This is a genomic window from Bradyrhizobium sp. 41S5 (assembly GCF_011516665.3).
Lineage (GTDB): Bacteria > Pseudomonadota > Alphaproteobacteria > Rhizobiales > Xanthobacteraceae > Bradyrhizobium > Bradyrhizobium quebecense.
Genome location: NZ_CP083721.1, coordinates 343,561 through 370,069 on the forward strand (window position 1 = coordinate 343,561; position 26,509 = coordinate 370,069).

The following is a 26,509-nucleotide window of genomic DNA, read 5'->3' on the forward strand; positions in this document are numbered from 1 at the left end:
GATTTGACGATCTCTCAAACGGATATGGCCGGCTCAGACCTGTTCGGCCGCCTCGCGCGCCGCGATCTGCTCGACCAGTTCGACGATGCTGCGGCGGAGCTTGGCGTCCGCGATCCGCGTGAACGCACGGGTCAGGGCCAGGCCTTCGGCGGTTGCCAGAAAATCGGATACGTAGGCCGGCGAGGAGCCCTCGCTGAAGCCGTCAGCGGTCTTGACGCCGCTCGGGCCGCCATCGAACAGGAAAGAGACCGGCACCTGCAGGATTTCGGAGATCTGCTGCAGCCGGCTTGCTCCGACACGGTTGGTGCCCTTCTCGTATTTCTGCACCTGCTGGAACGTCAGGCCTAACGCCTCGCCCAGTTTTTCCTGGCTCATGCCGAGCATGATGCGTCGCATACGGACGCGGCTGCCGACATATTTGTCAACAGGATTGGGCGCTTTCGTGGACATCTCCAACTCTCCTAAGGGATTGCGCGCCCGGGGATGAGGCAAGTTGGACGTGGAGTATGCCTCAGGCGCCGGTGCCGTCAAATCCTGCAAGGAGGATCGGGACGAAATGCGGACAATTTGCGCAAAGGGGCTGACTTGGCTTGTGATTTCGCGTGGACCCGTACAATGCGAAGTGCACGGTCGATCTGTCAACAGGTGGAATCACGCTGAGGTAAATTTCGACACTTTTTCGGGTTCGTGTGACAATCGGCGATACGCGCCATCAGGCCTTTCGCCTGACAAAACGCCTCCGCAATACGATTGCGAGGGCAACTAACACAATCATAGCGGCGGGGATGTTGCCGACACGCGCATAGATCGTCGGCGCGATGGCCGCCGGCAGGCCGGCATCGAGCACGCCTTCGATGCCGAGCCCGAGTCGGGCGACAATCCGCCCGAGCGGGTCGATGACGGCCGATATGCCCGTATTCGCGGCGCGCACCATCGGCAGGCCTTCCTCGATCGAGCGCAGCCGAGCCTGCTGAAGATGCTGATAGGGGCCGGTCGAGATTCCGAACCAGCCGTCATTAGTGACGTTGATGATCCAGCCGGGACGGTCATCGCGGCTCACGACATTGCCGGGGAAGATCGCCTCGTAGCAGATCAAGGGCAGTGCGCGCGGCGCATTCGGAATATCGAGCGTCCGGCGGATCGTGCCGGGAATGAAGCCGCCCTGCACCTTGGTGAGCTGCACGAAGCCGAGCTTCTCCATCCAGTCCTGGAACGGCAGATATTCTCCGAATGGGACAAGGTGCAGCTTGTCGTAGACCGCAAGCACGCTGCCGTCATGATCGATGACGTAGATCGAATTATATGCGCGCGTGACGCGGACGCCGGGCGGCAGATCGGGCGCGCGCACCGAGCCGGTGATCAGCACGGTTCCCTTCGGCAGCAAGTCGGCGATCTGCGCCATCGCGTCGGCTTCCTTGGTCAGGAAGAACGGAAACGCGGATTCCGGCCAGATCAGGATGGTGGAGTCGCTCACGCCGGTCGAGTGCGGCCCGGACGCACGATCCGACAGAGTGAGATATTTCTGCATCACCGCCGCCTTGGCGGAGTAGTTGAACTTGGCGTCCTGCTGCAGATCGGGCTGCATGATGCGCAGCTTAATGCCGCTGACCATGCCGGTCGGCTGTTGCGAGAGGCGCATCGCACCGAACGCCAGCATCGCGGCGAGAACCAGCACCGCGGCCGCCGGCGCGCGCCACGGCTTGCGGCCGCGCGAGGCGCCGTCGATCAGCACGGCGGGGCTTGCGAAGATCGCGACCGCCAGGAACGTCATGCCCCACAGCCCGATCACCGATGCGGTCTGGGCCAGTGCCAGGGGTTCGGTCAGTGCGTAGCCGAACGCGTTCCACGGAAAGCCGCTGAGGAGATGGCCGCGCAGCCATTCCGAAATCGTCAGCCCGACCGCCAGCGCCAGCACACGCGAAGCGTCGCGCGGCCAGATCAGCCGTGCGAGCGCGAAGCCAAAGGCGGTGAACAAAGCGAGATAGGCGGGCAGGCCGAGCACCGCGAACGGAGTCAGCCAGGCGAAAGTGTCTGCATCGACGAAGAAGGCGTAACCGATCCAGTACAGTCCCGGCACGAAATAGCCGAGGCCGAACCAGAAGCCGGACAGCGCTGCGGCGGGCACGCCGCGCCAGCGTCCCGCAGCGCTGCCGTCGATCAGCCAGACCGCGATCGAAAACGTCAGAAACAGCACCGGCCAGGCGTTGAACGGCGCCATTGCCAGCGAGGACAATGCGCCCGCCGCGAGCGCGAGCACGACGCGCTTCCATCCCCAGGTCAGGATGACGGCGAGGCCGATCGATCGGAGCTTGTCGGAGAGCCTCACTGCGGACCGGCTCCCTCGCCGGGCGGCGGCATGTTGTCGTTCGCCTGCGGGTTGCCGGAGTCCGGTGCCTGCTCGCGGCGCCGCTCGCGTTCCTTGCGCGGAGCCGGCCGTTCCTTGCGCGTCGTTACCCGCACGCGCTTGACCCGCCGCGGATCGGCGTCGAGCACCTCGACCTCGTAATTGCCCGGACCGGAAATCACCTCGCCGCGCACCGGCAGGCGGCCGACGAACGACACGAGATAGCCGCCCAGCGTCTCGACCTCCTCGCCGGCCTCGCCGGTGACGAAGTCTTCGCCAATCACCGAGCGGACGTCCTCAAGGCTGGCGCGCGCGTCGGCGATGAAGGAGTTGTCCGGCTGGCGGACAATGGACGGCGGCTCGTCGGAATCGTGTTCGTCGTCGATCTCGCCGACGATCTGCTCGACAATGTCCTCGATCGACACCAGCCCATCGGTGCCGCCATATTCGTCGACCACCAGCGCGAGATGGATGCGCGAGGCCTGCATCTGCGCCAACAGGTCGATAGCGCGCATCGACGGCGGAATGTAGAGCAGCTTGCGGATGATATGGGCGTCCGCCAGCGGCAGCGCGAGATCGACGCTGCGCAGATCGAGCCCGGCCGGGAAAGGCTTCTTGCGCTTGGTCTTGGTCGTGTCGGTGACGCGCGCCTTCGCGGTCATGAAGGCGAGCAGGTCGCGGATGTGCACCATGCCCTCGGGGTCGTCGAGGGTTTCGTTGTAGACGACGAGCCGCGAATGCGCGGCGCTCTCGAACAGGCTCATCAATTCGCCGAGCGGGATATCGCGCTTGACCGCGACGATGTCGGCGCGATGGATCATGACGTCGGCGATCCGCCGCTCGTTCAGCGACAGGATGTTGCGCAGCATGGTGCGCTCGATCGCCGAGAAGCCGACGTCGTCGGGCGTCGAGGCGTCGAGCACCACCTGCAAATCGTCGCGCACCGAGCCGGCCTTCCAGCCGAACAGCGTGCGAATCGCGCGCACTAGCCAGCCTTCGGCCGCCGGGCGCTGCACCTCGCCTTCGTGCACGACGACAGGCAGGTTGCTCACGTTGCGCGGATTGTCATGGGTTGGGTCGGAATCCGGCATGTCAGGCGATCCGATCCGCATAGGGGTCGGGAATGCCGAGGGAGGAGAGGATCTCGCGCTCGAGCGCCTCCATGTCCTCGGCATCGTCGTCGTTCTCGTGGTCGTAACCGATCAGATGCAGGAAGCCATGCACCGCGAGATGGCTCAAATGATGGTCGAACGGCTTCTGTTCTTCATCGGCTTCCCGCCGCGTCGTCTGATAGGCGATCGCGATATCGCCGAGCATGCGCGGGGCATCGTCGGGTCCGCCGGCGCCCTCCGGCTGCAGCGCCGGAAACGACAGCACGTTGGTCGGCTTGTCGATGCTGCGCCAGTTGGCGTTGAGGGTGCGGATCCCGGCGTCGTCGGTCAGCATCACCGCAAGCTCGGCGTCCGCGACATCGGCATTGGCGATTGCGGCGGCAGCCTCGATGGCGCGGTGGATCACCGCGTCGGCATCGGGCTCGGCCTGCCAGCAGTCGGCGGTGACAAGAACCTCGGTTGCAGGAAAAGCGGACACGTTGGTTTCAAAATCTGCGTTAGGGCCGGAACCCGCATCGCGCGGGCTCGCGGCCGAAGCTATTGGTCTCAAGATCTGGCGTTTGCCGGCTTTTGCGGCAATCCCTCATAGGCGGCTACAATGCGCGCCACCAATTCATGGCGGATGACGTCCTCGGCCTTGAAATGCACCTGCGCGATGCCCTCGACGCCACCGAGCAGTTTCACGGCTTCCGTGAGCCCTGAAGCCTGGCCGTTCGGCAGGTCGACCTGCGACGGATCGCCGGTGACGATCATCCGGCTGTTTTCGCCGAGACGCGTCAGGAACATTTTCATCTGCATCGTCGTGGTGTTCTGCGCCTCGTCGAGAATGATGGCGGCGTTGGTCAGGGTGCGGCCGCGCATGAAGGCGAGCGGTGCGATCTCGATCTCGTTGCCCTGTAGCGCGCGCTCGACGACGCGGGCATCCATCAGATCGTACAGCGCATCGTAGATCGGGCGCAGATACGGATCGACCTTCTCCTTGAGGTCGCCGGGCAGGAAGCCGAGCCGCTCGCCGGCCTCGACCGCGGGCCGCGTCAGGATGATGCGATCGACTTCCTTGCGCTCGAACAGTTGCGCTGCGTGGGCGACCGCGAGCCACGTCTTGCCGGTGCCGGCCGGGCCGATGCCGAACACCAGCTCATGCCGCTTCAGCGCGCGGATGTAGGAATCCTGCGCCGCGGTGCGGGCGCGCACCGGACGCTTGCGAAGATTGATCGTTTCAAACGTCGGCTTGGCCGTCTTGTTGTCGAACTCGAACAGCGAGCCCTGCGCGATCACGGCGCGGATCGCGCCTTCGACTTCGCCCTGATCGAGGTCGTGCCCCTCGATGGCCTGCGCATACAGGGTCTCGAGCACGCGCCGCGCCGCGTCGCAGCCGTCGCGGGAGCCCGCGATGGTGAGATGATTGCCGCGGGAATCGACCACGACGCCGAGCCGCCGCTCGATCAGCGCCAGATTCTGTCCGTAAGGGCCGACCAGCGCGGATGCGGCACGATTGTCGTCGAAATCGATGACGACCTGGGTCTCAGGTGGCACTTGCATGTCGCGGTCAGGTTTGCGGCTGGGAGCTAACGAAGATGAATCCGATGCGCTTTTGGGCAAGGATTTCAGGCTCCAATGGTCTGCGAAATGAGGCCGGGTGCGGATTGGGTCGCGAGCGCGCCGATCAGGCTGTAGCGCTCGAGGCTGTCGATCCTTACCGGGAGGACCCGGCCGATGATGTCAGGCGATGCCATCACATGGGCGGGCTGCAGATAGGCGGTCCGGCCGACGATCTGGCCCGGATTGCGCGCGGCGCGCTCAAACAGCACATCGACCGTTGTGCCAATCGCAGCACGGTTGAAGGCCGATTGCTGGCTGTCGATCAATTCCTGAAGCCGCCCCAAGCGCTCGTCCATCTCGGCTGCTGACACCGTCTCCCGCATCTCCGCCGCCGGCGTGCCTGGCCGAGGCGAATACTTGAATGAATACGCCGCAGCGTACCCGATTTGCGTGACAAGCGCGAGAGTGGCGGAAAATTCTTCCGAGGTCTCGCCGGGGAAGCCCACGATAAAATCTGATGAAAAAGCAATGTCTTGCCGCGCGGCCCGGAACCGGTCGATGACGCGCCGGTAGTCATCGGCGGTATGCTTGCGGTTCATGGCGGCCAGGATCCGGTCCGCCCCCGATTGCACCGGCAGGTGCACGAACGGCATCAGTTCGGGCAAATCGCGATGCACCGCGATCAGGTCGTCGTCGACGTCGCGCGGATGGCTGGTGGAATAGCGCAGCCGCGTGACGCCGGGGATCTCCGCGAGCCGCTGCAACAATTTGCCGAGCGGCCAGGCGCGGCCGTCGGGGCCTTCGCCATGATAGGCGTTGACGTTCTGTCCGATCAGCGTGATTTCGCGCACGCCGTTTTCAGTGAGCTGCTTCACGTCGTCGATGATCTTCGCAACCGGGCGCGAAACTTCCGCGCCGCGCGTATAGGGCACCACGCAGAAGGTGCAGAACTTGTCGCAACCTTCCTGCACCGTGACGAAGGCGGAGATGCCGCGAGCGCGGATCGCATCGGGCTTCGGCTGCGGCAGGAAGCCGAACTTGTCCTCGACCGGAAATTCGGTTTCGAGCGCGCGGCCGTTTTCCTTCACGCGCTTCAGGAGCGCAGGCAGATGATGATAGCTCTGCGGCCCGACCACGATGTCGACGGTCGGCGCCCGATGTATGATCTCGGCGCCTTCCGCCTGCGCGACGCAGCCGGCGACCGCGATCTTCATCTCGCGGCCCCGGCGCGCGGCCTCGTCCTTGGCGACGCGGAGCCGCCCGAGTTCGGAATAGACCTTCTCCGACGCCTTCTCGCGGATGTGGCAGGTGTTGAGGATCACGAGGTCGGCGTCTTCGGCGCTCGCGGTTTCGACAAAGCCCTCGCCGGCCAGCGTGTCCACCATGCGCTGCGCATCGTAGACATTCATCTGGCAGCCATAGGACTTGATGTGCAGCTTGCGCGGCGGCGTCATGGAACCCTGAATGCGAAAATGGAAACGGCGCCATCAGGGCGCCGTTGCTCAAATATAGCTTAAACCGGGGAAAATCCAGCGATCGAGCCGTGTTTTTGGCCGGCTTGGGCGATCAAATCAGGCAATTGGCGCATATCTGCGAAGGTTATGGCCGCGCCGGCCTGGCGCAGCAGGTCCTCGTGTCCCGCCGTGCAGTGGCTGCCGCCGTGGAAACCGAGCACGGTCATCCCGGCGGCGCGGGCGCCGGTGACGCCGGCTACGCTGTCCTCGATCACGATACAGCGCGTAGGGCTGGCACCCATCTGGGTGGCCGCGAACAGGAAGAGATCGGGTGCCGGCTTGCCGCGCTTGACCTGCGCGGCGGAGAAAATATGCGGCGCGAGCTGGTCGTACAGCCCGGCACAGGTCAGGCCGTGATGGATCTTCTCCGGCGTGCCGCTCGATGCCACGCATTTCGGCAAGTCGAGCGCGGCGATCACATCGCCGACATGCGCGATCGCGCTGAGATCGTCGGCATAGAGACTGAGCGTCGCGTGCTTGACCTCGGCCTCGAAGCTCTCGGGCAGCGCGCGGCCGATCTCGCTCTCCACGATCCGCCGCGCCTCGCGGTCGGATACGCCGAGGAAACGCTTCAGCACGCCGTCCGGCGTGATCGGAAAGCCGTGACGCGTCAGCGTGTCCGCATGCGCGCGACAGGAGATTACCTCGCTGTCGACCAGCACGCCGTCGCAATCGAAGATGACGAGGTCGAAGCCCATGGTCTGCCGATGCGTATCCTTGCGCGAGCCGCCACGTGACAAGGGCGCGCGCCTACGACTTGCCGTCTTCGTCGAGCGGCACGCAATAAAGCTCGAGACGGTGATCGACCAGCTTGTAGCCGAGCTTGCGCGCGATCTCGGCCTGCAGCTTCTCGATTTCCTCGGAGGTGAATTCGATCACCTTGCCGTCGCGCAGATTGATCAGGTGGTCGTGATGGCTCTCGGGCATCTGCTCGTAGCGCGCGCGCCCCTCGCGGAAGTCGTGACGCTCGATGATGCCGGCATCCTCGAACAGCTTGACGGTGCGATACACCGTCGAGATCGAGATCTTGTCGTCGACCGCCACGCAGCGGCGGTACAGTTCCTCGACATCGGGATGATCCATGGCCTCCGCCAGCACCCGCGCGATCACGCGGCGCTGTTCGGTCATGCGCATGCCCGTCGCGGCGCAGCGCGCCTCGATGCCGGTATTTTTATGCGCAGGCGGGATTTTCACCGTGGTCATGGGTTTCGGGCCGTATTCTTCAAACCTGGGTGGCTGAGTGGGTGTTCTGCCATCGCAGCGATGTTACGACAAGTCGCGGCGCATCAGAAGCGCGTTCAAATGTTCCCCGCCGGGCTGCTTGTAATAGCGTTCGCGGCGGCCGATCACGCCGAATCCGGCCCCTTCATAGAGCCGTCGCGCCGGCTGATTGTTTTCTTCCACCTCGAGGAAGATGGTGCGGATGCCGCGGCCGGCAAGATGGCCGAGATGGGTCAACAGCAGGTCGCGCGACAGGCCGCGCCCGCGCTGATTGGAATCGATCGCGATCGACAGGATTTCCGCTTCGTCCGCCGCCATCCGCGAGACCGCAAAGCCGATCACCTTGCGGCCCTGTCGCAGCCGGTGCACCAGCGTGTTGCGCTCGGTCAGCATCGCCTCGAATTCGCCTTCGCCCCAGCCACGATGAAACGACGCGCCGTGTAGTTGGGCGAGCCGCGCCGCATCGCGCAAGGATGCGGGCTCGACCGCGGGCGTGCCGCCGCCCCACCATCGCGACAGCCAGCCGGTCATGTCGACGGCGGCGCGCTGATGACCAGGCGATCCTTCGGCGGCTTCGCGTCGGGTGCGCGCAGATAGAACGGACGCGGCGGCGCAGCGTCGGGATCCACCGCGGCGCCGACCCAGGCGATCCAAATAATGTCGGGAGCAGGCTGTCTATCGACCTTGACCGGCGGAGGTGCATCCGCAGGCCAGCGCTCGGCGAGGATATTGGCGGCGTTGCCGACCAGATGCAGCGCGCCGAACTGCGCGGCCTCGAGCGCTTCCGCGATCGGCGCAACCTTCGGCTTGAGCATCAAGCTGCCGTTGCCGCCCACGAGCTGGAAATAGACGTGATCGTGCCGCGCATCGATCGCCGACAGGATCGCGTGCGCGCCGTTCTCGGCAACCACAGGCGCGGCGTACGCGGCGAGCGTCGACAGCCCGACCACCGGCTTTTCCGCGGAGAGTGCGAGGCCGCGCGCTGCCGACAGGCCCACGCGCAGGCCGGTGAAACTGCCGGGGCCGGTGGTGACGGCGATGCGGTCAAGCCCGGCAAAGCCGATGCCGCTCGCTTTCATCACCCGCGCGATCAGCGGCATCAGGGCCTCGGCATGGCCGCGCTGCATCGCCTGCGATTCGATGGCGATGGTATTGCCGGAGTCGGTGTCGAGCACCGCCGCGGAGCAGGCGTCGAGTGCCGTATCGATCGCGAGAATCATCATGGGAGGGCGAAAGGCTGATAGCGAGTAGCGAACGGACTACCAGGATCGATCCCTATTCGCCATTCGCTACCCACCATTCGCCTCCATCACATCGGCCGGACTTCCTGCACGTCCGGCACGAAGTGCCGCAGCAGGTTCTGGATGCCGTGTTGCAGGGTCGCGGTCGATGACGGGCAGCCGGCGCAGGAGCCCTTCATGTTGAGATAGACGATGCCGTCCTTGAAGCCGCGGAAGGTGATGTCGCCGCCGTCATTGGCAACCGCCGGACGAACCCGGGTCTCGATCAGGTCCTTGATCTGCTCGACCGTCTCGGCGTCTGCCTCGTCGAAGAACTCGTCTTCCTCGTCGCGGGCGTCATCGCTCCCAGCGGTGCCGTCGGCGAGCAGCGGCGCGCCGGACATGTAGTGCTCCATGATGGCGCCGAGGATCGCGGGCTTGAGGTGCTGCCAGTCGCCGTCCGCCTTCGTCACGGTGACGAAGTCGGCGCCGTAGAACACGCCGGTGACGCCTGACACGGCGAACAGCCGTTCGGCGAGCGGCGAGCGCGCGGCGGATTCGGGCGAGGAGAATTCCATGGTGCCGCTGTCGAGCACGGTACGGCCCGGGATGAATTTCAGGGTAGCGGGATTGGGCGTGGCTTCGGTCTGAATGAACATTTGCTGTCTCCGGCGTCGCCGGTTCAAGGCCGGCGCGTTGGGTTCCATTATAGCGTTTTCGAGCGAAACGACACCGGGTCGCGTGAAGAAAACGCGTCAGATCAAGGATTCAGATGGCAATTAAGAAGCCTGCGATCAAGCCGCAAAACCGCGGTTCCGGGCCCCGATCCATGCTCTGGAGCGGCTTCGAGGCCGATAATCTAGGACAAGGCGTCGATCTCGGCGTCGGTCAGGCCGCCGGGCACGATCGTCACCGGGATCGGGAACGCCCCCATGGTCTTGGCCATGGTGGTGATGATCGGTCCGGGCCCCTCGGCGCCCGGATTGGCGGCCAGCACCAGCATCGCGATATCGACGTCCTTGTCGATCACGTCGAGGATCTGCTCGGTCGGGTCGCCTTCCCGAATCACCCGCTCCGGGGTGATCGCGGCAATCCCGTTGGCGCGGCCGGCGGCGCGATCGAGCGCCTCGTTGGCGGCCTCCTCGGCCTCGGCGCGCATGATGTCGGCCACCCCCAGCCATTGCTGGTTCTGGTCCTCGGTCTCGATCACCCGCAGCATCAGGACGCCGCCGCCGACCCGGATCGCCCACCGGCTGGCGTAATAGACCGCACGGTCCCATTCCGCGGTGTCGTCAACGATGACGAGGCATTTCGGCTTGTGACCTGTCTCGTAGCTTCGTCGCTGGGCGGTCATGCATGTCCCGATGCTGAACCAACAAGCATGATCCGGAAAAGCGCGCAGCGGTTTTCCGAAAAGATCATGCTCAAATGAGGCCCATGCTGCCACACTCCCTCCCTGTTGGGGAGAGGGCGCGCGCAGTTCTGCCGGTGATGTCAGCGCTGGCGGATGAAGCCGACGATGTCCTTGGTGATGCGCATGGTCTCGTCGGCGATGCCGCGGGCGCGGTTGGCGCCATCGACCAGGATCGAATCGACATGGCCGGGATCGGCGACCAGCTTCTTCATCTCGGTGGCGATCGGCGCCAGTTTTGCGACGCAAACCTCGACCAGCGCGTTCTTGAAGCTGGAGAACTGCCCGCCGCCGAACTGCGTCAGCACCTCCTGCTTGGAGACGCCGGCCAGCGCCGCGTAGATGCCGACCAGATTGTCGGCCTCGGGGCGGGTCTCTAGGCCCTTTTCCTCCGACGGCAGCGGCTCCGGATCGGTCTTCGCCTTGCGGATCTTCTGCGCGATGGTGTCGGCGTCGTCGGTGAGGTTGATGCGCGAATTGTCCGATGCGTCCGACTTCGACATCTTCTTGGTGCCGTCGCGCAGGCTCATCACCCGCGTCGCCGGCCCCGTGATCAGCGGCTCGGGCTGCGGGAAGAACAGGCCGTCGGCAAAGCCATGGCCACGGATCGAATCGCCGAAGTCGTTGTTGAACTTCTGCGCGATGTCGCGGGACAGCTCCAGATGCTGCTTCTGGTCCTCGCCGACCGGCACGTGGGTGGCGCGGTACAAGAGAATGTCGGCGGCCATCAGCACCGGATAGTCGTAGAGGCCGACGGAGGCGTTCTCGCGGTCCTTGCCGGCCTTCTCCTTGAACTGCGTCATGCGGTTCAGCCAGCCGATGCGCGCGACGCAGTTGAAGATCCAGGTCAGCTCGGCATGGCCGGCGATCTGGCTCTGGTTGAACACGATGTGCTTCTTCGCATCGATACCCGAGGCGATGAAGGCCGCGGTCACCTCGCGGGTGTTGCGCGCGAGCTCGGCCGGGCCGCCCCAGACCTCGACGCCTTGCGTGATCGCGTGCATGTCGACGACGCAATAGATGCAGTTATGGGTCTGCTGCATCTTCACGAAGTTGACGATGGCGCCGAGGTAGTTGCCGAGGTGCAGATTGCCCGTCGGCTGGACGCCTGAGAAAACCCGTTCAACGAACGCCATGGTCTAATTCCCGGAAATTGCGGCTTTGGCGGCGTCGTTTGCCACTTAAGCCCCGCGTGCGCAAGTCAGGCCGGGCGTCTTTGCCTGACGGCGTTAACTGCCTCGCGCCAGCCTGTGACGCCGAAAAGCTGCAAGAGGAGCCCGTAACCGGCGATCCCGGCCGCGATCAGCACGAGGAGGGAGGCCGCCTGCACGAAACCGTGGCCGCCGGCGGCCGGCAGCGCGCCTGCCGCGAGCCAGAGCAGGGCACCCATCGCGAGCGCCGCGGCCAGGATGCGCGGCAGCCGGTGACGCGCCTCGGCATCGATCGAAAAGCCGAAGGTCGCGGCACCTCTGCGGATCAGCGCCAGCGCATTGCTCCAGGCGCCGAGCGCAATGCCGGCGGCGATTCCGCTCGCGCCGAACATATGGCCGAGCAGGAAGGCCGCCGCGATCGCGACCACGATGGCCTTCAGCGTCGCAAATAACGGCGTCAGCGTGTCCTCGCGTGCAAAGAACGCCGGCGACAGCGCCTTCACCAGTACATGCGCGGGGAGCGCGAGCGTCAGCCAGATCAAGGCCTGCGCGGTGGCCGCGGTATCTTGCCCGGTGAACGCGCCATGCTCGAACAGCATCCGCACGATCGGCTCGCTCAGCACCATCAGGCCGAGCGTCGCCGGCAAAGCGAGCCCGACCGCAAGCTCGAGCCCGCGCGATTCCGCATGCGCGATCGCGATAGATTCGCCGCTGCGCACCGCGCGCGTCATCTCCGGGATCAGCACCGTGCCCATGGCGACGCCGACGATGCCGAGCGGCAGCTCGAGCAGGCGGTTGGCGAAATAGAGCCAGGACACCGCCGACGGCGAAGTGGACGCGATCACCGCGCCCGCCACCATGAGCCATTGCGGCGCGCTGCTCGCGACCATGCCGGGGACCGCCCGGCCGAGAAAGCCGCGCATCTCGGGATCGAGGGAGATGCGCAGAGGCGCGGCGAGCTTCGCGCCGCGCAGCGCCAGCATCGACAATTGCAGGAAGCCGGCGACGCCGATCGTCGCCGCCATGACGAGCGCGGCCTGCACCGGCTCCTGCTGCCGCGCCAGCAGCACGGCCATCACTGATATCAGCGCGATGTTGAACAGCAGCGGCGAGAACGCCGTCAGCGCGAAGCGGCCCTGCGCGTTGAGCAGCGCCATCATCACGGTGACGGGGCCGGCGAAGGCGAGGTAAGGCAGCATCAGCCTCGCGTCGTCGACGGCGAATTGCAGCGTTTCGCGGCCGACAAACCCCGGCGCGATCGCCGCGATCACCAGCGGCATCAGCACGCCGATCACGAGCGCCGCCGCGATGACAGCGGCGCTGACGGTGCCGAGCACGCGGCCGGCAAAGGCGGTTGCCGCGGCCATGCCGTCGGCTTCGCGCGCCTTCAGCCAGGCCGGCACCAGGGCGGCATTCAATCCACCCTCGGCGAGCAGCCGTCGCACCACATTCACAAGCTGGAATGCCGCCAGAAAGGCATCCGCCACCGGCCCCGCGCCGAGCAGCGCCGCGATCACGGAATCGCGTACGAAGCCGAGCAGTCGCGAGGCCAGCGTTCCCGAAGAGACGGTGAGGAAGGAGCGGAACATCGGGCCTGTATAGCAGCCGCTTCCCTTGCTGGCGCTAGGCCTAACGTGATAGGTCGCGGCTCTTGTTGGGTGGCGTTAACACAGGGCAGGTCTATGGCTGACGCAAAATACGACGTTCTCGGGATCGGCAATGCGATCTTCGACGTTCTGGTGCAGACCGACGAGGCGTTTCTCGCCCGTCACGGCATGACCAAGGGCTCGATGCAGCTGATCGACGAGGCGCGTGCCACCGCGATCTACAGCGACATGGGCGTGGCGACCGAGATGTCGGGCGGCTCGGCTGCCAACACCATCGTCGGCGTCGGCAATCTCGGCGCTCGCGCCGCCTATGTCGGCAAGGTCAAGGACGACCAGATCGGCAAGCTCTACGTCCACGACATCCGCGCCGCCGGCGTCACCTTCGACACCGCGCCGGCCAAGTCCGGCCCGGCTACGGGCTGCTCCTACATCCTGGTGACGCCGGATGGCGAGCGCACCATGAACACCTATCTGGGCGCCGCGCAGGACCTGACGCCCGACGACATCGATCCGGCCCAGATCGCAGCCGCCGGCATCATTTATCTCGAAGGCTATCTCTGGGATCCGAAGAACGCCAAGGACGCCTTCGTGAAGGCGGCGACGATTGCGCACGGCGCGGGCCGCCAGGTCGCGCTGACGCTGTCGGATTCGTTCTGCGTTGATCGTTACCGCGACGAATTCCTCGATCTGATGCGCAAGGGCACGGTGGACCTCGTGTTCGCCAACGAGTCCGAGCTGCACTCGCTGTACCAGACCTCGGATTTCGACACCGCGCTCAAGCAGTTCGGCAAGGATACGAAACTCGGCGTCGTCACCCGCAGCGAGAAGGGATGCGTCGTGATCTCAGGTGACGGCGTCGTGTCGGCGCCCGCCTCTCCGATCGACAAGCTCGTCGACACCACCGGCGCCGGCGATCTGTTCGCCGCAGGCTTCCTGGTCGGTCTCGTGCGCAATGTCGGCCATGAGAATGCCGGTCGCCTCGGCGCGCTCGCTGCCGCCGAAGTGATCCAGCACATCGGCGCCCGCCCGCTGGTGTCGCTGAAGGATCTGGCGAAGCAGAAGGGGCTGCTGGTTTAAGGGGGCGCCTCGCACCTCGCCCCGCTTCCGGGCAGAGGTCGGAACGCATCGCGAGATGCGTTCCGGGTGGGGGGGAGTCTCCGCGTACTTATCTCTATCGCATTTGCGGAGGCCGCCCCTCACCCCGACCCTCTCCCCGCAAGAGCGGGCGAGGGGGAAGAAAGATTACGCCGTCTTCGCCGCCTTCAATCCGAGCCGCTGCTCCACCGCGTCGCGCATCACGAATTTCTGGATCTTGCCGGTCACCGTCATCGGGAATTCGTCGACGAATTCGACATAGCGCGGGATCTTGTTGTGGGCGATCTGGCCCTGGCAGAAGGCGCGCACCTCGTCTGCCGTGAGGGTCTCGCCGGCCCTGACCCTGACCCAGGCGCACAGTTCCTCGCCATAGCGCGGATCGGCGACGCCGAAGATCTGCACGTCCTGGATCTTGGGATGGCGGTAGAGGAATTCCTCGATCTCCCTTGGATAGAGGTTCTCGCCGCCGCGGATCACCAGGTCCTTGATGCGGCCGACGATGTTGCAATAGCCCTCGTCGTCGATCACGGCGAGATCGCCGGTGTGCATCCAGCCATTGGCATCGAGCACCTCGCCTGTCTTCTCCTTCTCGTCCCAATAGCCGAGCATCACGCTGTAGCCGCGGGTGCAGAGCTCGCCGCGTTCGCCGCGCGGCACCACCTTGCCGTCGAGATCGACGACCTTGACCTCGACATGCGGATGGATGCGGCCGACGGTCGAGACGCGGCGCTCCAGGGGATCGTCGGTCGCGCTCTGAAAACTCACCGGGCTGGTCTCGGTCATGCCGTAGGCGATCGTCACCTCGCGCATGTTCATCTCGGTGTTGACGCGCTTCATCACCTCGATCGGGCAGGGCGCGCCGGCCATGATGCCGGTGCGCAGCGAGGACAGATCGAAGCGCTTGAACTCGGGATGGTCGAGCTCAGCGATGAACATGGTCGGCACGCCGTACAGCGTCGTGCATTTCTCCTGCGCGACCGTCGCAAGCGTCGCCAGCGGATCGAAGCCTTCGCCGGGATAGACCATGGTGGTGCCGAGCGTGACCGAAGCGAGGTTGCCCATCACCATGCCGAAGCAGTGATAGAGCGGCACCGGAATGCAGATGCGGTCCTGTTCGGTCAGACGCATGGCGCGGCCGGTGAAGTAGCCGTTGTTGAGGATATTGTGATGGGTCAGCGTCACGCCCTTGGGCGAGCCGGTGGTGCCGCTGGTGAACTGGATGTTGACCGGATCGTCGAACTGCAGGCTGCAGCCGAGCGCCGCGAGCTGCTCGCAATGACGCTCCCCGTCCATCTTCGACACCTGCTCGAATGGAATCGTGCCTGGTGCCGCCGGTCCGCCGATCTGGATCACGGCGCGCAGTTGCGGCAGCCGCGCCGAGCGCAGATGGCCGGGCTCGGAGCTCGCAAGCTCCGGCAGCAGCGTGTTCAGCATCTCCATATAGGCCGAGGTCTTGAACGCGGTCGCGGTCACGATCGCGGCGCAGCCGACCTTGCCGAGCGCGAATTCGAGCTCGCTCAGCCGATAGGCGGGATTGATGGTGACGAGGATCAGGCCGGCCTTCGCGGCGGCGAATTGCGTCAGTGTCCATTCCGGCCGGTTCAGCGACCAGATGCCGATCCGCTCGCCGCGTTGCAGCCCGAGCGCGAGGAAGCCCGCCGCCAGCGCCTCGACGCGCTCGGCGAATTCGTTCCAGGTCCAGCGCACATTGTGGCTGGGCGAGACCAGTGCCTCGCGATCGCCCCAGCGCGCGCGTGCGCGGTCGAGGCTGCGGCCGATGGTTTCACCGAGCAGCGGCGTATCGGAAATGCCGCAGACATAGCTGTCTGCCTTGGGTGTGGGTGCCAAGCTGGTCCTCCTTCTGGTCGTGTTTGTGTCGTCACGCTTTTTTGCGCGATCTTAGTCGTTTGACGCCGACAGGACAGGCCCGACCTATGGCGGGTATGAAAAATCCCTCCCTGTGAGGGGAGGGATTTCTTGTTGCTAGACCGGAACTTCAGGCCGCCCGCTGCCCGCTGCCGGCGTCGAGGCCGGCATAGATGCCCTTCTCGAAGCCTGCGAAGGCCTCCAGGCTGTGCTTGTCCGCGAACGGCAACAGCTGGGTCAGGATCACGCCGCAGACGTCGCGCGACGGATCGATCCAGTAATAGGTGTTGGCGAGGCCCGCCCAGGCGAGGCTGCCGGGGCTGCGGCCTTCCGGCGTCTTGGCGGTGTTGATCAGGAAGCTCAGCCCCCACTTCTTCACCTGGTCCGGATAGAGATCGACGTCGTTGGTGTACATCGGCGCCGCGGTCGTCATCTTGTCGACCGTGAGTTCGCCGATGTGGTTCTGCCCCATCAAAGCTACGGTCTCGGCCTTCAGGACCTGGTTGCCGTTGCCTTTGCCCTTGTTGAGGATCATCTGGCAGAACTTGATGTAGTCGGCCGCGGTCGAATAAAGGCCGCCGCCACCCATGTGGAATTCGGGATTCTGCTCGAGCTCGAACGGGATCGCGGCCAGCGTGCCGTCCTCGCCGCGGGCATGCATGCCGACCAGCCGCTTGCGCATGTCGTCGGAGATCTTGAAGGCGGTGTCGCTCATGCCGAGCGGCGCGAACATGTGGTCGTGCAGATAGACATCGAGCTTCTTGCCGGATGCTGCTTCCACCGCCTTGCCGACGAAATCGATATTGGTGCCGTATTCCCAGCGCGTGCCGGGGTCGGTCATGATCGGCGTCTTCAGCGCGGCGTTCAGGCAGGTGATGATGCCGGGCGTGCCGGTCTTCTCCAGATATTTCCCGAGATTGGCGTCCCACATGTCGTAGGCGAAGCCGGCGGTGTGGGTCATGAGCTGACGCAGCGTGATCGGCTTCTTCGCCGGCCGCAGCTTCGGCTCGCCCTTGGCATCGAAGCCGTCGAGCACCTGAACGGCGGCGAGATCGGGCAGCAGCTTGCCGATCGGCTCATCGAGCGAGAGCTTGCCCTGCTCGACGAGCTGCATCGCGCCCGCGGAGGTCACCGCCTTGGTCATCGAGGCGATCCAGAACACGCTGTCCGCCGTCATGGGATCGCTCTTGGAAAGGTCGCGCTTGCCGAACGCGCCCTCGTAGATCACGTCCTTGCCGGTGGCCGCGATAGCGACCACGCCGGGAATCTCCTTTGCCTCGCTCTTCTGCCGCAATACCTGATCGATCTGAGCCTTGCTCTGCATTGGGGGCGTCCTCCGGTGGGTTTATTGTTTTGAAGTGCGGGGATCATCCTCCCGCTTTTCCGCTCCCGCAAGGCGGGCGCGATGCGATGATGTCGCGATGTCGTGAGGGCCGGGGTAGCAGGAACGGTCTCGCTTGGCGGGCGTTCACCACGCGCCCAGATTTTGCGGTGAACTTCGGGCAAGTCCGGGTGACCGGCAGGGAGGGCCACGGTAACGTGATCGACAGATTGATTTTCGGACCTGTTTTTTTGCAATAACGCATTCAGATCGCTGCACAATCGGTGCGGCATAAACGGATGATTTGACGAAAACCATAGTCATATTTGGGGTTGCGGGGAACGCAGCAATGATTTCGACATGGAGTGAATGGAAGCGCTATCCGCGGCCGGGCCGCGGCGAGAATATCGAAGCGCCGATCAGCCCAGGTCTCTACGAAGTTCGCTACGCGGGTACCGGCGCCCTGCATTCATTCGAGGCGGTCGATAACGTCGCTCAGGCGCTGGCGCTGCTGCAGACGGGCACGAAATCCTGGTTCGGCCGTCGCGATGCGCGGGCGCAAGCCGACCTCGAATACCGGACCTGCGCGACCTCGACCAAGGCGGATGCCAAGGCCGCGGCCGAGCGCATGATCGGCCGTCGCGAAACCTATATGTCCGGCGGCGCGCTCTAAGCGCCGCCGTATGAAGGAAGTGCGCGCCAGCCCTCAATATTGCTTGAAGCAGGGTCGCGCCCGGCGCCGGTGCATCGCAGCGGCTTTCCGCTTATATAGGCCGCGAATACCCCCAAAGAAATTCCAGGAGTAACGCCATGACCCCGCCCGTTGCCGCACGCGCCACGCAATCCGCAGCATCCTCCCTGCAAAGCCGCCTGAAGGACCCGTCGCTGCTGCGCGACCGCTGCTACATCGACGGCGCCTGGGTCGGCACGCCTGAATTCGCCGTCAACAATCCCGCGACCGGCGTCGAGCTGATCAAGATTCCGCAACTGGGCGCTGACGATACCACCAGGGCCGTCGAGGCCGCCCAGCGCGCGTTTCCGGCCTGGGCCAGGCTGACCGCCAAGCAGCGCTCCAACATCTTGCGCAAATGGTTCGACCTGATCATCGCCAACCGCGAGGACCTCGCGCTGATCCTGACCTCCGAGCAGGGCAAGCCACTGGCGGAGGCGCTCGGCGAAGTCGATATCGGCGCGGCGTATGTCGAGTTCTTCGCGGAGGAAGCGCGCCGCGTCTATGGCGAGACGATTCCGACCCAGCGTCCGGATGCCCGCCTGCTCGCGATCCGGCAGCCGATCGGCGTCTGCGGCGCCATCACGCCGTGGAATTTCCCGAACTCGATGATCACGCGAAAAGTGTCGCCGGCGCTGGCCGCCGGCTGCACCGTCGTGCTGAAGCCCGCCAACGAGACGCCGCTGTCCGCGCTCGCGCTGGCTGTGCTGGCCGAAAAGGCTGGCGTGCCGAAGGGCGTGCTCAACATCGTCACCGGTGATGCGCCGCCGATCGGCAAGGTGCTATGCGAGCATCCGGCGGTGCGGTTCGTCGGCTTCACGGGTTCGACGAATGTCGGCAAGATCCTGTACCGGCAAGCATCGGTCGGCGTGAAGAAGCTCGGCCTCGAGCTCGGTGGCAATGCGCCGTTCGTGGTGTTCGACGATGCCGACATCGATGCGGCGGTCGAAGGCGCTATCGTCTCCAAGTACCGCAATATGGGTCAGACCTGCGTCTGCGCCAACCGTCTCTACGCGCAGGACAAGATCTACGACCAGTTCGTCGAGAAGCTGTCGAAGAAGGTCGCCGAGATGAAGATCGGCGACGGCACGGAGGCCGGGGTGACCCAGGGACCGCTGATCAACATGAAGGCGATCGAGAAGGTCGAGCGGCACATCGCGGATGCGGTGAAGGGCGGCGCCAAGGTCGTGACCGGCGGCAAGCGCTCGGCGCTGGGCCGCAGCTTCTTCGAGCCGACCGTGCTGTCGGACGTGAGACCCGACGCGCTCGTCGCGCAGGAGGAGACCTTCGGCCCGCTGGCGCCGGTGATCCGCTTCAAGGACGAGGCCGATGTGATCGCGATGTGCAACGCCTCGCCGTTCGGTCTCGCCTCCTACTTCTATTCGCGTGACATCGGCTGCGTCTGGCGTGTCGCCGAAGCGCTGGAGTCGGGCATGGTCGGCGTCAATTCCGGGCTGATCACGACCGAGGTCGCACCGTTCGGCGGCGTCAAGGAATCGGGCCTCGGCCGCGAAGGCTCGCGCCACGGCATGGATGAATATGTCGAGATCAAATACGTGATGATGGCCGGCGTCTGATCGCTGCCGCAGTCGTTCTCTCATGCAAGCCCGGCCCTGACTTAAATCAGGGCCGGGCTTGTTGCTTCGTCACACGCCCTTGTCGTTCGGATTGGCGACGGCGTCCTTCAGTGGCGCCGTCATCGGGAAATTCAGGTTCACGTTCTTCGGCGGAATCGGCCGCGTGAACCATTTCGCGTAGAGCTCCTGGAATTCGTTGCTCTTCATCATGGCAGCCAGCGTCCGGTCGACCAGCGCCTTGAACTCCGGATCGCCCTTGCGGATGATCAGCCCGTAGGGCTCGGTGCGCAGGGTGTCGTCGATGATGCGCCAGTCCGACGGATTGGCGCTGCCCGCGATCAGGCTCGCGAGCAGAATGTCGTCCATGACGAAGGCGTCGCTGCGCCCGGTGGCCAGCGCGAGGAACGACGCGGCATGATCCGGGGTCAGGATGTTCTTGGTCTGAAAGTTCTTCGCCTGGGCGCGCGCGCTCAACAGGCCGATCGAAGTTGATCCCGAAGTCAGCGAGACCGGCCTTCCGCCGAGGTCCTCGAAGGTCTTGATCGGCGCGTCCTTCTGCACCACCGCGCGGATGCTCGAGACGAAGATCGTGGTGCTGAAGGCGACGACTTTCTGCCGCTCCAGCGTGTTGGTGGCGGGACCGCAGACGATGTCGATGGTGCCGTTCTCGATCAGCGGTATCTGGGTGGAGAGCTGGATCGGCTGCAGTTTGGTCTGCAGCGCCGGCAGCTTGAGTTCGCTCTTCACCGCCTCGACAATCCGCGCGCAGAGGTCCATCGCGAAGCCGACTGGCTTGTGGTTGTCGTCGAGATAGGAGAACGGGACCGAGACGTCGCGGTGCCCGAGCCGGATTTCGCCGGCATCGCGGATCTTGGCCAGTGTCCCGCCCGGCGATTGGGCCTGCGCCGGGACGGATCCCATCGTCGCAAGAAAGGCCAGGTAGATCAATTGCTTGAGTGCCTTATTCATCAGGGTGCTCGCGGACGCCGGCAGAATTGGATACGATAGTTCAAGATTTTATACATTGGATTGCATAATTTGCAATCTGATTTTATACAATCATGAGCAGGCCAGATATCTTGGCTTGCCTCACCAGCAAGAGAGAGAAGCCGGATGGAACCTCCGACCGCCGCCAGCCATCGAGGGGCCGGAACTCACGGTTCCGCGCCGGACGCCGTGCGCGAGGCACTGCGGGCCGCGATCAGTTCCGGCGAGCTCGCGCCCGGACTGCAGCTCCGTCAGGACGAGCTTGCTGCCCGGTTCGGCACCAGCCGCATCCCGGTGCGCGAGGCGCTGCGTCAGCTCGAGGCCGAGGGTTTTGTGACCTTCCTGCCCAACCGCGGCGCCGTCGTCTCCGACCTATCGATCGACGAAGTGATCGAGCTGCTCGAGATCCGCATCGCGCTCGAATGCCACGCGTTGCGATTGGCGATTCCCGCCATGGGAGAGATCGATCTCGAGGCGGCGACGAAAATCCTCCGTGCCTACGACGCCGAACCTGATCCGGCGCAATGGGGCGCCTTTAACTGGAAATTCCACGCCACGCTCTACGCGCCATGCAATCGCCCGCGCCTGCTCAGCATGATCGAGGCGAACTACGGCCACGTTGGCCGCTTCACGCGGGCGCTGGTGTCGCAGGCGACCGGCAAGGAGCGTCCGCAGCGCGAGCACTATCGGCTGCTCGAATTCTGCCGCGACGGCGAGGTCAAGAAGGCCGTCCGCCTGCTGCGCGATCACATCGAGGAGACGCAGAAGACGCTGCGCTCGGCGCAGCGCCAGGCGTTGCGTGATGCGAGCCCGGAACATCCGATCTGATCGCTGGGACAATTCAAATCATTGCAGGCCCCACTGCGGGCCTTTTGGGAGACACCGCGTGAAGACCAATGACGTCGAAATCCTGGTGATCGGTGCGGGCATCGTCGGCATCGCCACGGCCTATTACCTCGCCGTCCAGCACAAGCGGTCGCGCCTTTTGATCGTCGATGAAGGCCAGCCGATGGCACTGACGTCGGCGCAGTCGGGCGAGAACTACCGCAACTGGTGGCCCCATCCGACTATGGCTGATTTCACCGATCATTCCACCGACCTGATGGAGGAGATCGCGCGCCGCAGCGACAACCGCATCCACATGACGCGGCGCGGATATCTGCTGATCACGCGCGAGGAGAAACCTGAGGAATTGCTCCAGCAGCTCTACGCCGGCTACGGTGAGCAGGCCACGAAGCTGATCTGCCTGCATGAAGCGGCAGGCCGCGGCTACGTGCCGCCGCATTCGGCGGACTGGCAGAGCGCGCCTGACGGCGTCGACGTTCTGCTCGGCCGCGATCTGATTGCGGCGCATTTCCCGACCTTCGACAAGGAGGTCACGACTGCGCTGCATATCCGCCGGGCAGGCGACATCAGCGGTCAGCAGCTCGGCCAGTACATGCTGGAGACGATGCGGCCGCTGGGCGCGCAATTCCAGCAGGCCAAGGTGGTCGGCATTGCAAAGACCGATCGCTTCACCATCGACGTGCTGGCCGATGGCGCGAGGCAGACCATCAAGGCGGACATCATCGTCAACGCCGCGGGCCCGTTCGCCGCGCATGTCGCGGCGATTCATGGCGAATCGCTTCCGATCGTCAACGTGCTGCAGCAGAAGATCGCGTTCGCCGATCGCAACCGCGCGGTCGATCGCAAAATGCCGTTTGCGATCGATCTCGACGGCCAGACGCTGGCCTGGTCCGATGACGAGCGTGAGACGCTGTCCGCGGCGCCGGAATTCGCCCGACTGCTGGCGCCGATGCCGGGCAGCATCCATTGCCGGCCCGATGGCGGCGATCACGGCGAGTGGATCAAGCTCGGCTGGGCCTTCAATGCCCAGCAGACCACGGCGCCGGTGCGCGAGCCGGAGCTCAACCCTTATTTCCCTGAGGTTGTGCTGCGCGCGGCGAGCCGGCTGCAGCCGCGGCTCGCGCAGTATCTCGGCGCGCTGCCGCGCGACCGCGTGCATTACGGCGGCTACTATCCGATGACGAAGGAAAACTGGCCGTTGATCGGGGCGGCGAAGACGCCAGGCGTCTTCCTCGCCACCGCGCTGTCGGGTTACGGCACGATGGGTGCCTGCGCCACCGGCGATCTCTGCGCCCGCGCCGTGGCCGGCGCGCCCGTGCCCGCATTCGCCCGCAGCCTTTCGCTGGCGCGCTATGACGACAAGGCGCTGATGGATCAGCTTGAGGCAAGCGAAAGCCGGGGGCTGCTGTAATGTATCCGCATACTCGTTCCTTGTAGCCCGGAGGAAGTCGACGGGCTCCATCCGGGCTACGCGTGTTCAGCGCCGCAGCACCGCGATGGTGCGGTTGGCAAAGGTCAGCCGCTCCGCCATGACAGACACGAAATAGGTGAGCAGCTTGTGGCTGAGATCGGGGTCCTCGTCGCGGATTGCCGCGAACTGGTGGGTGTTCAGCACATAGAGCACGCTCGCCGTCTCGGCCTGGATGGTCGCGCTGCGCGGAGTGTGCGCGACGAGGCCCATCTCGCCGATCGTGGTGTAGCGGCCGAGACTGCGGACCCGCGTGGTGCGGCCGTCCTCGGTGGGCACCATGATGCCAACGCGGCCGTCGAGGATGAAGTGCATGGAATCGGCGGCGTCGCCGGCGTGAACGATGAACTCGCCGGCGTCGACCTCGATGCGCTGGCAGCGCCGGATCAGCGCGTCGGCGTCGCCCTCGCTGTCGAGCATCCCGGTGAACCAGCCGCGCAGGTCGGCCTCCTCCTGCGCGAGCTCCCGGTGCTGCGCGATGATCTGGTTCTCGCACCACTCCAGCGCATGATCGAGCTCGTCGATCACGGTGACGCCTTCGGTGATGAAGTCGCTGGCGCGCAGCACCTGCTCGGCCTTGGCCGACAGATGTACAAGCACCAGCTCGACGCCGACCTCCTGCGCGCTGCGTTTGATCTGCGCAAAACTGTAGACCGTCGATGAATCGACGCCGGTGACGAGCTTGAAGTCGAACAGCAGGTAGCGGCACTCCGGGTGCTCGCGCAGCAGCGCCTTGACGTGCTGGTAGAGCCGGTTGGCGGAGCCGAAGAACAGGTAGCTTTACAAGGTCAGCCCCTGGATCTTGCCGCCATGAGCCGACAACACCTCGCGGTCGTCGCGCGAGCGATCCAGTGAACTGCGATACTCCGAACCGTCAAAACCGTATTTGATCGCCTCGACCCGCGCCGCGCTGAGCGCAAAGGTCGCACAGCCGATGATGACGCCGATCAGGATGCCGGGCACGAAGCCCCAGGCCACGATGATGACGATGATCGCGAGCAGCGACACATATTCGGTCCGCGACAGCCGCTTGCGCGATTCGATCATCCATTTGTGCAACTGGTCGGCGCCGAGATAGATCAAGAGCCCACCGAGCACGAATTTCGGCATGTAGCCGAGCAGCTGCGGCGCCACGGCCAGCATCAGCAGCGAGATCGCGGCGACCGTCAGGCCCGACAGCCGGCCGCGTCCGCCGCTGGAGAAATTCAGGATCGAGCGGCTGACCGAAATGCAGCCGGCGTAGCCGGCCAGGGCGCCGGTCAGGATGTTGGCGAAGCCGGTGATGTTGAGCTCGCGCTCGAGATTGGCCTCGCGATGCACCGCGACTTCGATGCCGGTGGTATTGAACAGCGTGCTCGCCGCCGTGACGAAGACGACGGCGATCATGTTGCCGAGCAGGTCCGGCACCGCCGACCACGGATACTGTGCAAGCTCGGCCGCGTGCCATGGCAGCATGAAGGTCGATGCCGGCGGCGGCTCGAAGGTCCAGCCGGTCAAATGGGCTTCCTCAGGCGTAATGCCGATGATCCAGAATGTGAGATGCGCAACGATCACGCCGCCGACCAGGATGATCGGCAGACCAAATGGGGTGCGCGAGCGATGCTAGGTCAGATACAGCACCAGCGCCATCGCGCAGGCGGCGCTGAGCTCGGAGATCGTGATGACGTTCGTGAAGTGGAAGAGCGTGCCGAGCTGCACGGGGTAACCGGTGATCACCCTGATTGCGCCCAGCACGATCAGCAGGCCGGTCGCCCCGAGGAACCCGCCGACCACGGGGTAGGGCACGTAGCGGATGGCGCGGCCGAGCCGCGTCAGTCCGAGGCAGCACAGAACGATGCCGGTGACGATGGTCGAAAGCCCGAGCGTGATGAGCACCAGTGCGAGCAGTGGCGCCGTCGGGTCGGCCGTACCGATGCGCTTGACAAGCGAGGCCATCAGGATCCCCGTTACCGCCGCGGTCGAGCTGTCAGGGCCGGCGACCGCGAAGGGCAGCGAGCTGCCGAGCGCAATCAAGGTCGCAAGCACGGCCGAGGAGATGAATGTCGCCGCGACGCCGTATGACAGATAGGGCGACAATGGCCCGGCGAAGATCAGCAGCGCGTAGGACAGGCCGAACGTGATGCCGAGGACACTGGCGGCGCTGCCGCCGAGAACGTCATGCATGGCTCGCCGCGCGCGCGAGCCGAAATAAAGCGATCGACTAATCACGTTGAAAAATGCCCCGAACGTTCGCCGTCAGTCGTAGACGAGCGCGGCGCTGGACGACAACAGGATTTTTGTGACAACCGGTTCTCAATACGCGCATTTTCCGCCTCACCCGGCTGCGTGCGAGAGCGGGGGTGCGGTGCTTCCGGACCGGATCTATCGATGCGGTCCGATTGCCTAGCCGAGGCTGTCCATGAACGCGCGCAGCCGCGGCGCCCATTTGTGCGCGTCGCGGCCTGATGCGGAGTGGCCGTAGTCGCTGTCGAGCAGAAAATAATCGGCGTCGACGCCGGCGGCCTTCAGGGCCGGCATCACCTGCTGCGCGAGTTCCGGCGGGAATAGCTTGTCGGTTCGCGACAGGACATAGAGCACCTTGGCCTTGATCTGTCCGAACTGCGCCGTGACGTCGAAGCCACGCAGCGCCTTGGCCAGAGTCAGCAGTGAATTGGCGTCGAACCCCCTGGCCCATTCCGCCGCCTCGGCGCGGATCGCGGCCTCGATCTCCGCGGGATCGGTCAGCGTATCGCGGAGCCGCGTCTCGATGCCGTAGCTCTTCAGCGTCGCGGTGCGGATCTGGATCATGCTTTCGAGCACGCCGCCGTGATCGTAATAGTCGCCGCCGTTCCAGTTCGGATCCTGCGACAGCACCGCCATCAGGCGCGCGACATTGCCTTCAGCGCGCTCGCGCGGCACCAGCGGCGCGGTGACGACAGCGGCGATGCCGCGCATGGCGTCGGGATAGTTCACTGCCCATTGCAGGGCCTGGAAACCCCCATAGGACGGACCAACGATCGCAACGAGCTTGTCGATCCCGAGATCATCGAGCATCGCGCGCTGGGTGGCGACGATGTCGCTGACGGTGATGTCCGGGAAGCGCGGCCCGTAACGCCGGCCGGTCCGCGGGTCGATGCTCGCCGCATTGGTCGAGCCGTAGGACGAGCCCAGCATGTTCGGGCAGATCGCGAAGTAGCGGTTGGTGTCGACGGCCTTGCCGGGGCCGACGATTTCATTCCAGCTGCCTTCGCCGGTCGATCCGCCGGGATCGATCATCTGCGGCCCGCTGGTGTTGCCGTGGGTGATCAGCACGACATTGTCGCGGTTGGGCGCCAGCGTGCCGACGGTGCGGTACGCGACGATGACTTCGCCCAGCACGCTGCCGTTCTCCAGGCGGAAATCGGATGTCGTGAAGTTCTTCAGCTCGGTTGCGATCGATTGTGCGGGCATGGTTTTGCTTTCGGAATGGTGCGACAGCTCAGCACGTCGGCAGCAGCAACGCGAAGACTGGCGTTGTG

Annotated in this window: 23 protein-coding genes and 1 pseudogene; 5 read left to right on the forward strand and 19 right to left on the reverse strand. The window is 65.0% G+C overall.

The features are described from left to right. Window positions 1-33: 33 nt before the first annotated feature. The 14 genes from HAP47_RS01720 to murJ form a co-directional block, all read right to left on the reverse strand. Complete coding sequence (locus HAP47_RS01720; RefSeq protein WP_021082652.1) at window positions 34-450, reverse strand: helix-turn-helix domain-containing protein; 417 nt, start codon at window positions 448-450, stop codon at window positions 34-36. A 262-nt stretch (window positions 451-712) separates the two neighbouring features. Continuing rightward, window positions 713-2,326: an apolipoprotein N-acyltransferase gene (lnt, locus tag HAP47_RS01725; RefSeq protein WP_173639710.1), complete on the reverse strand. Its 1,614-nt coding sequence runs from the start codon at window positions 2,324-2,326 to the stop codon at window positions 713-715. Next, on the reverse strand, window positions 2,323-3,435 hold the full coding sequence (locus HAP47_RS01730) for a hemolysin family protein (protein WP_173639709.1): 1,113 nt from the start codon (window positions 3,433-3,435) through the stop codon (window positions 2,323-2,325). Before HAP47_RS01730 ends, lnt begins: the two co-directional genes overlap by 4 nt. 1 nt (window position 3,436) lies before the next feature. Beyond that, window positions 3,437-3,934, reverse strand: a complete 498-nt coding sequence (gene ybeY, locus HAP47_RS01735; RefSeq protein ID WP_173639708.1) for an rRNA maturation RNase YbeY — start codon at window positions 3,932-3,934, stop codon at window positions 3,437-3,439. A gap of 68 nt (window positions 3,935-4,002) precedes the next feature. Further along, window positions 4,003-4,998 carry a PhoH family protein gene (locus tag HAP47_RS01740; protein WP_173639707.1) on the reverse strand — a complete coding sequence of 332 codons (996 nt, stop codon included), beginning with the start codon at window positions 4,996-4,998 and terminating at the stop codon, window positions 4,003-4,005. A gap of 65 nt (window positions 4,999-5,063) precedes the next feature. Continuing rightward, a complete protein-coding gene (gene miaB / locus HAP47_RS01745) occupies window positions 5,064-6,452 on the reverse strand; it encodes a tRNA (N6-isopentenyl adenosine(37)-C2)-methylthiotransferase MiaB (protein ID WP_173639706.1) in 1,389 nt (462 codons plus the stop codon). Window positions 6,453-6,511: 59 nt separating this feature from the next. After that, complete coding sequence (locus HAP47_RS01750; protein ID WP_173640704.1) at window positions 6,512-7,210, reverse strand: HAD family hydrolase; 699 nt, start codon at window positions 7,208-7,210, stop codon at window positions 6,512-6,514. A 52-nt stretch (window positions 7,211-7,262) separates the two neighbouring features. Next, entirely contained in the window at window positions 7,263-7,715 is a 453-nt protein-coding gene (locus tag HAP47_RS01755) for a Fur family transcriptional regulator (protein WP_173639705.1), read from the reverse strand. A gap of 63 nt (window positions 7,716-7,778) precedes the next feature. Beyond that, window positions 7,779-8,264, reverse strand: a complete 486-nt coding sequence (rimI, locus tag HAP47_RS01760; RefSeq protein ID WP_173639704.1) for a ribosomal protein S18-alanine N-acetyltransferase — start codon at window positions 8,262-8,264, stop codon at window positions 7,779-7,781. Next, window positions 8,261-8,956, reverse strand: coding sequence for a tRNA (adenosine(37)-N6)-threonylcarbamoyltransferase complex dimerization subunit type 1 TsaB (gene tsaB, locus HAP47_RS01765; RefSeq protein ID WP_173639703.1), 696 nt, complete (start codon window positions 8,954-8,956; stop codon window positions 8,261-8,263). Before tsaB ends, rimI begins: the two co-directional genes overlap by 4 nt. Before the next feature lie 86 nt (window positions 8,957-9,042). Continuing rightward, complete coding sequence (locus HAP47_RS01770) at window positions 9,043-9,612, reverse strand: NifU family protein (RefSeq protein ID WP_092120642.1); 570 nt, start codon at window positions 9,610-9,612, stop codon at window positions 9,043-9,045. 200 nt (window positions 9,613-9,812) lie between these two features. Next, entirely contained in the window at window positions 9,813-10,307 is a 495-nt protein-coding gene (locus HAP47_RS01775; RefSeq protein ID WP_092120638.1) for a universal stress protein, read from the reverse strand. Between the two features lie 140 nt (window positions 10,308-10,447). Continuing rightward, on the reverse strand, window positions 10,448-11,500 hold the full coding sequence (gene trpS / locus HAP47_RS01780; protein WP_173639702.1) for a tryptophan--tRNA ligase: 1,053 nt from the start codon (window positions 11,498-11,500) through the stop codon (window positions 10,448-10,450). Window positions 11,501-11,565: 65 nt separating this feature from the next. Continuing rightward, window positions 11,566-13,104, reverse strand: coding sequence for a murein biosynthesis integral membrane protein MurJ (gene murJ / locus HAP47_RS01785; RefSeq protein WP_173639701.1), 1,539 nt, complete (start codon window positions 13,102-13,104; stop codon window positions 11,566-11,568). 93 nt (window positions 13,105-13,197) lie between these two features. Here murJ and HAP47_RS01790 point away from each other — a divergent pair, with 93 nt between their 5' ends. Continuing rightward, on the forward strand, window positions 13,198-14,199 hold the full coding sequence (locus HAP47_RS01790) for an adenosine kinase (protein WP_173639700.1): 1,002 nt from the start codon (window positions 13,198-13,200) through the stop codon (window positions 14,197-14,199). A gap of 165 nt (window positions 14,200-14,364) precedes the next feature. Here HAP47_RS01790 and HAP47_RS01795 read toward each other — a convergent pair whose 3' ends face one another. Together HAP47_RS01795 and HAP47_RS01800 are read right to left on the reverse strand one after the other, a co-directional pair. After that, on the reverse strand, window positions 14,365-16,065 hold the full coding sequence (locus HAP47_RS01795) for an AMP-binding protein (RefSeq protein WP_173639699.1): 1,701 nt from the start codon (window positions 16,063-16,065) through the stop codon (window positions 14,365-14,367). 148 nt (window positions 16,066-16,213) lie between these two features. Further along, a complete protein-coding gene (locus tag HAP47_RS01800) occupies window positions 16,214-17,407 on the reverse strand; it encodes a serine hydrolase domain-containing protein (RefSeq protein ID WP_173639698.1) in 1,194 nt (397 codons plus the stop codon). Between the two features lie 346 nt (window positions 17,408-17,753). Between HAP47_RS01800 and HAP47_RS01805 the strand changes: the two genes are divergently transcribed. Further along, complete coding sequence (locus HAP47_RS01805) at window positions 17,754-18,077, forward strand: hypothetical protein (protein ID WP_173639697.1); 324 nt, start codon at window positions 17,754-17,756, stop codon at window positions 18,075-18,077. Window positions 18,078-18,214: 137 nt separating this feature from the next. After that, window positions 18,215-19,711 carry an NAD-dependent succinate-semialdehyde dehydrogenase gene (locus HAP47_RS01810; RefSeq protein WP_173639696.1) on the forward strand — a complete coding sequence of 499 codons (1,497 nt, stop codon included), beginning with the start codon at window positions 18,215-18,217 and terminating at the stop codon, window positions 19,709-19,711. A 69-nt stretch (window positions 19,712-19,780) separates the two neighbouring features. Here HAP47_RS01810 and HAP47_RS01815 read toward each other — a convergent pair whose 3' ends face one another. Next, window positions 19,781-20,680 (reverse strand): amino acid ABC transporter substrate-binding protein, encoded by a 900-nt coding sequence (locus tag HAP47_RS01815; protein WP_173639695.1) that lies wholly within the window; start codon window positions 20,678-20,680, stop codon window positions 19,781-19,783. A 144-nt stretch (window positions 20,681-20,824) separates the two neighbouring features. Here HAP47_RS01815 and HAP47_RS01820 point away from each other — a divergent pair, with 144 nt between their 5' ends. Together HAP47_RS01820 and HAP47_RS01825 are read left to right on the forward strand one after the other, a co-directional pair. Continuing rightward, complete coding sequence (locus tag HAP47_RS01820; protein WP_173639694.1) at window positions 20,825-21,526, forward strand: GntR family transcriptional regulator; 702 nt, start codon at window positions 20,825-20,827, stop codon at window positions 21,524-21,526. Window positions 21,527-21,584: 58 nt separating this feature from the next. Then, window positions 21,585-22,955, forward strand: coding sequence for an NAD(P)/FAD-dependent oxidoreductase (locus HAP47_RS01825; RefSeq protein WP_173639693.1), 1,371 nt, complete (start codon window positions 21,585-21,587; stop codon window positions 22,953-22,955). Window positions 22,956-23,021: 66 nt separating this feature from the next. Here the strand turns inward: HAP47_RS01825 and HAP47_RS01830 are convergent. Then, a pseudogene (locus HAP47_RS01830) lies at window positions 23,022-25,175 on the reverse strand (SLC26A/SulP transporter family protein). 219 nt (window positions 25,176-25,394) lie between these two features. Next, window positions 25,395-26,441: an alpha/beta fold hydrolase gene (locus HAP47_RS01835; RefSeq protein ID WP_173639692.1), complete on the reverse strand. Its 1,047-nt coding sequence runs from the start codon at window positions 26,439-26,441 to the stop codon at window positions 25,395-25,397. Between the last annotated feature and the right edge of the window lie 68 nt (window positions 26,442-26,509).

Excerpts from the sequence above, each read along its gene's own strand:
- HAP47_RS01750 (WP_173640704.1), bottom strand. The coding sequence starts at position 7,210 with ATGGGCTTCGACCTCGTCATCTTCGATTGCGACGGCGTGCTGGTCGAC.
- HAP47_RS01815 (WP_173639695.1), bottom strand. The coding sequence starts at position 20,680 with ATGAATAAGGCACTCAAGCAATTGATCTACCTGGCCTTTCTTGCGACG.
- tsaB (WP_173639703.1), bottom strand. The coding sequence starts at position 8,956 with ATGATGATTCTCGCGATCGATACGGCACTCGACGCCTGCTCCGCGGCG.
- HAP47_RS01770 (WP_092120642.1), bottom strand. The coding sequence starts at position 9,612 with ATGTTCATTCAGACCGAAGCCACGCCCAATCCCGCTACCCTGAAATTC.
- HAP47_RS01835 (WP_173639692.1), bottom strand. The coding sequence starts at position 26,441 with ATGCCCGCACAATCGATCGCAACCGAGCTGAAGAACTTCACGACATCC.
- HAP47_RS01810 (WP_173639696.1), top strand. The coding sequence starts at position 18,215 with ATGACCCCGCCCGTTGCCGCACGCGCCACGCAATCCGCAGCATCCTCC.
- murJ (WP_173639701.1), bottom strand. The coding sequence starts at position 13,104 with ATGTTCCGCTCCTTCCTCACCGTCTCTTCGGGAACGCTGGCCTCGCGA.
- HAP47_RS01775 (WP_092120638.1), bottom strand. The coding sequence starts at position 10,307 with ATGACCGCCCAGCGACGAAGCTACGAGACAGGTCACAAGCCGAAATGC.
- HAP47_RS01755 (WP_173639705.1), bottom strand. The coding sequence starts at position 7,715 with ATGACCACGGTGAAAATCCCGCCTGCGCATAAAAATACCGGCATCGAG.
- HAP47_RS01730 (WP_173639709.1), bottom strand. The coding sequence starts at position 3,435 with ATGCCGGATTCCGACCCAACCCATGACAATCCGCGCAACGTGAGCAAC.
- HAP47_RS01805 (WP_173639697.1), top strand. The coding sequence starts at position 17,754 with ATGATTTCGACATGGAGTGAATGGAAGCGCTATCCGCGGCCGGGCCGC.
- HAP47_RS01790 (WP_173639700.1), top strand. The coding sequence starts at position 13,198 with ATGGCTGACGCAAAATACGACGTTCTCGGGATCGGCAATGCGATCTTC.
- trpS (WP_173639702.1), bottom strand. The coding sequence starts at position 11,500 with ATGGCGTTCGTTGAACGGGTTTTCTCAGGCGTCCAGCCGACGGGCAAT.
- HAP47_RS01800 (WP_173639698.1), bottom strand. The coding sequence starts at position 17,407 with ATGCAGAGCAAGGCTCAGATCGATCAGGTATTGCGGCAGAAGAGCGAG.
- HAP47_RS01740 (WP_173639707.1), bottom strand. The coding sequence starts at position 4,998 with ATGCAAGTGCCACCTGAGACCCAGGTCGTCATCGATTTCGACGACAAT.
- miaB (WP_173639706.1), bottom strand. The coding sequence starts at position 6,452 with ATGACGCCGCCGCGCAAGCTGCACATCAAGTCCTATGGCTGCCAGATG.
- HAP47_RS01720 (WP_021082652.1), bottom strand. The coding sequence starts at position 450 with ATGTCCACGAAAGCGCCCAATCCTGTTGACAAATATGTCGGCAGCCGC.
- rimI (WP_173639704.1), bottom strand. The coding sequence starts at position 8,264 with ATGACCGGCTGGCTGTCGCGATGGTGGGGCGGCGGCACGCCCGCGGTC.
- HAP47_RS01820 (WP_173639694.1), top strand. The coding sequence starts at position 20,825 with ATGGAACCTCCGACCGCCGCCAGCCATCGAGGGGCCGGAACTCACGGT.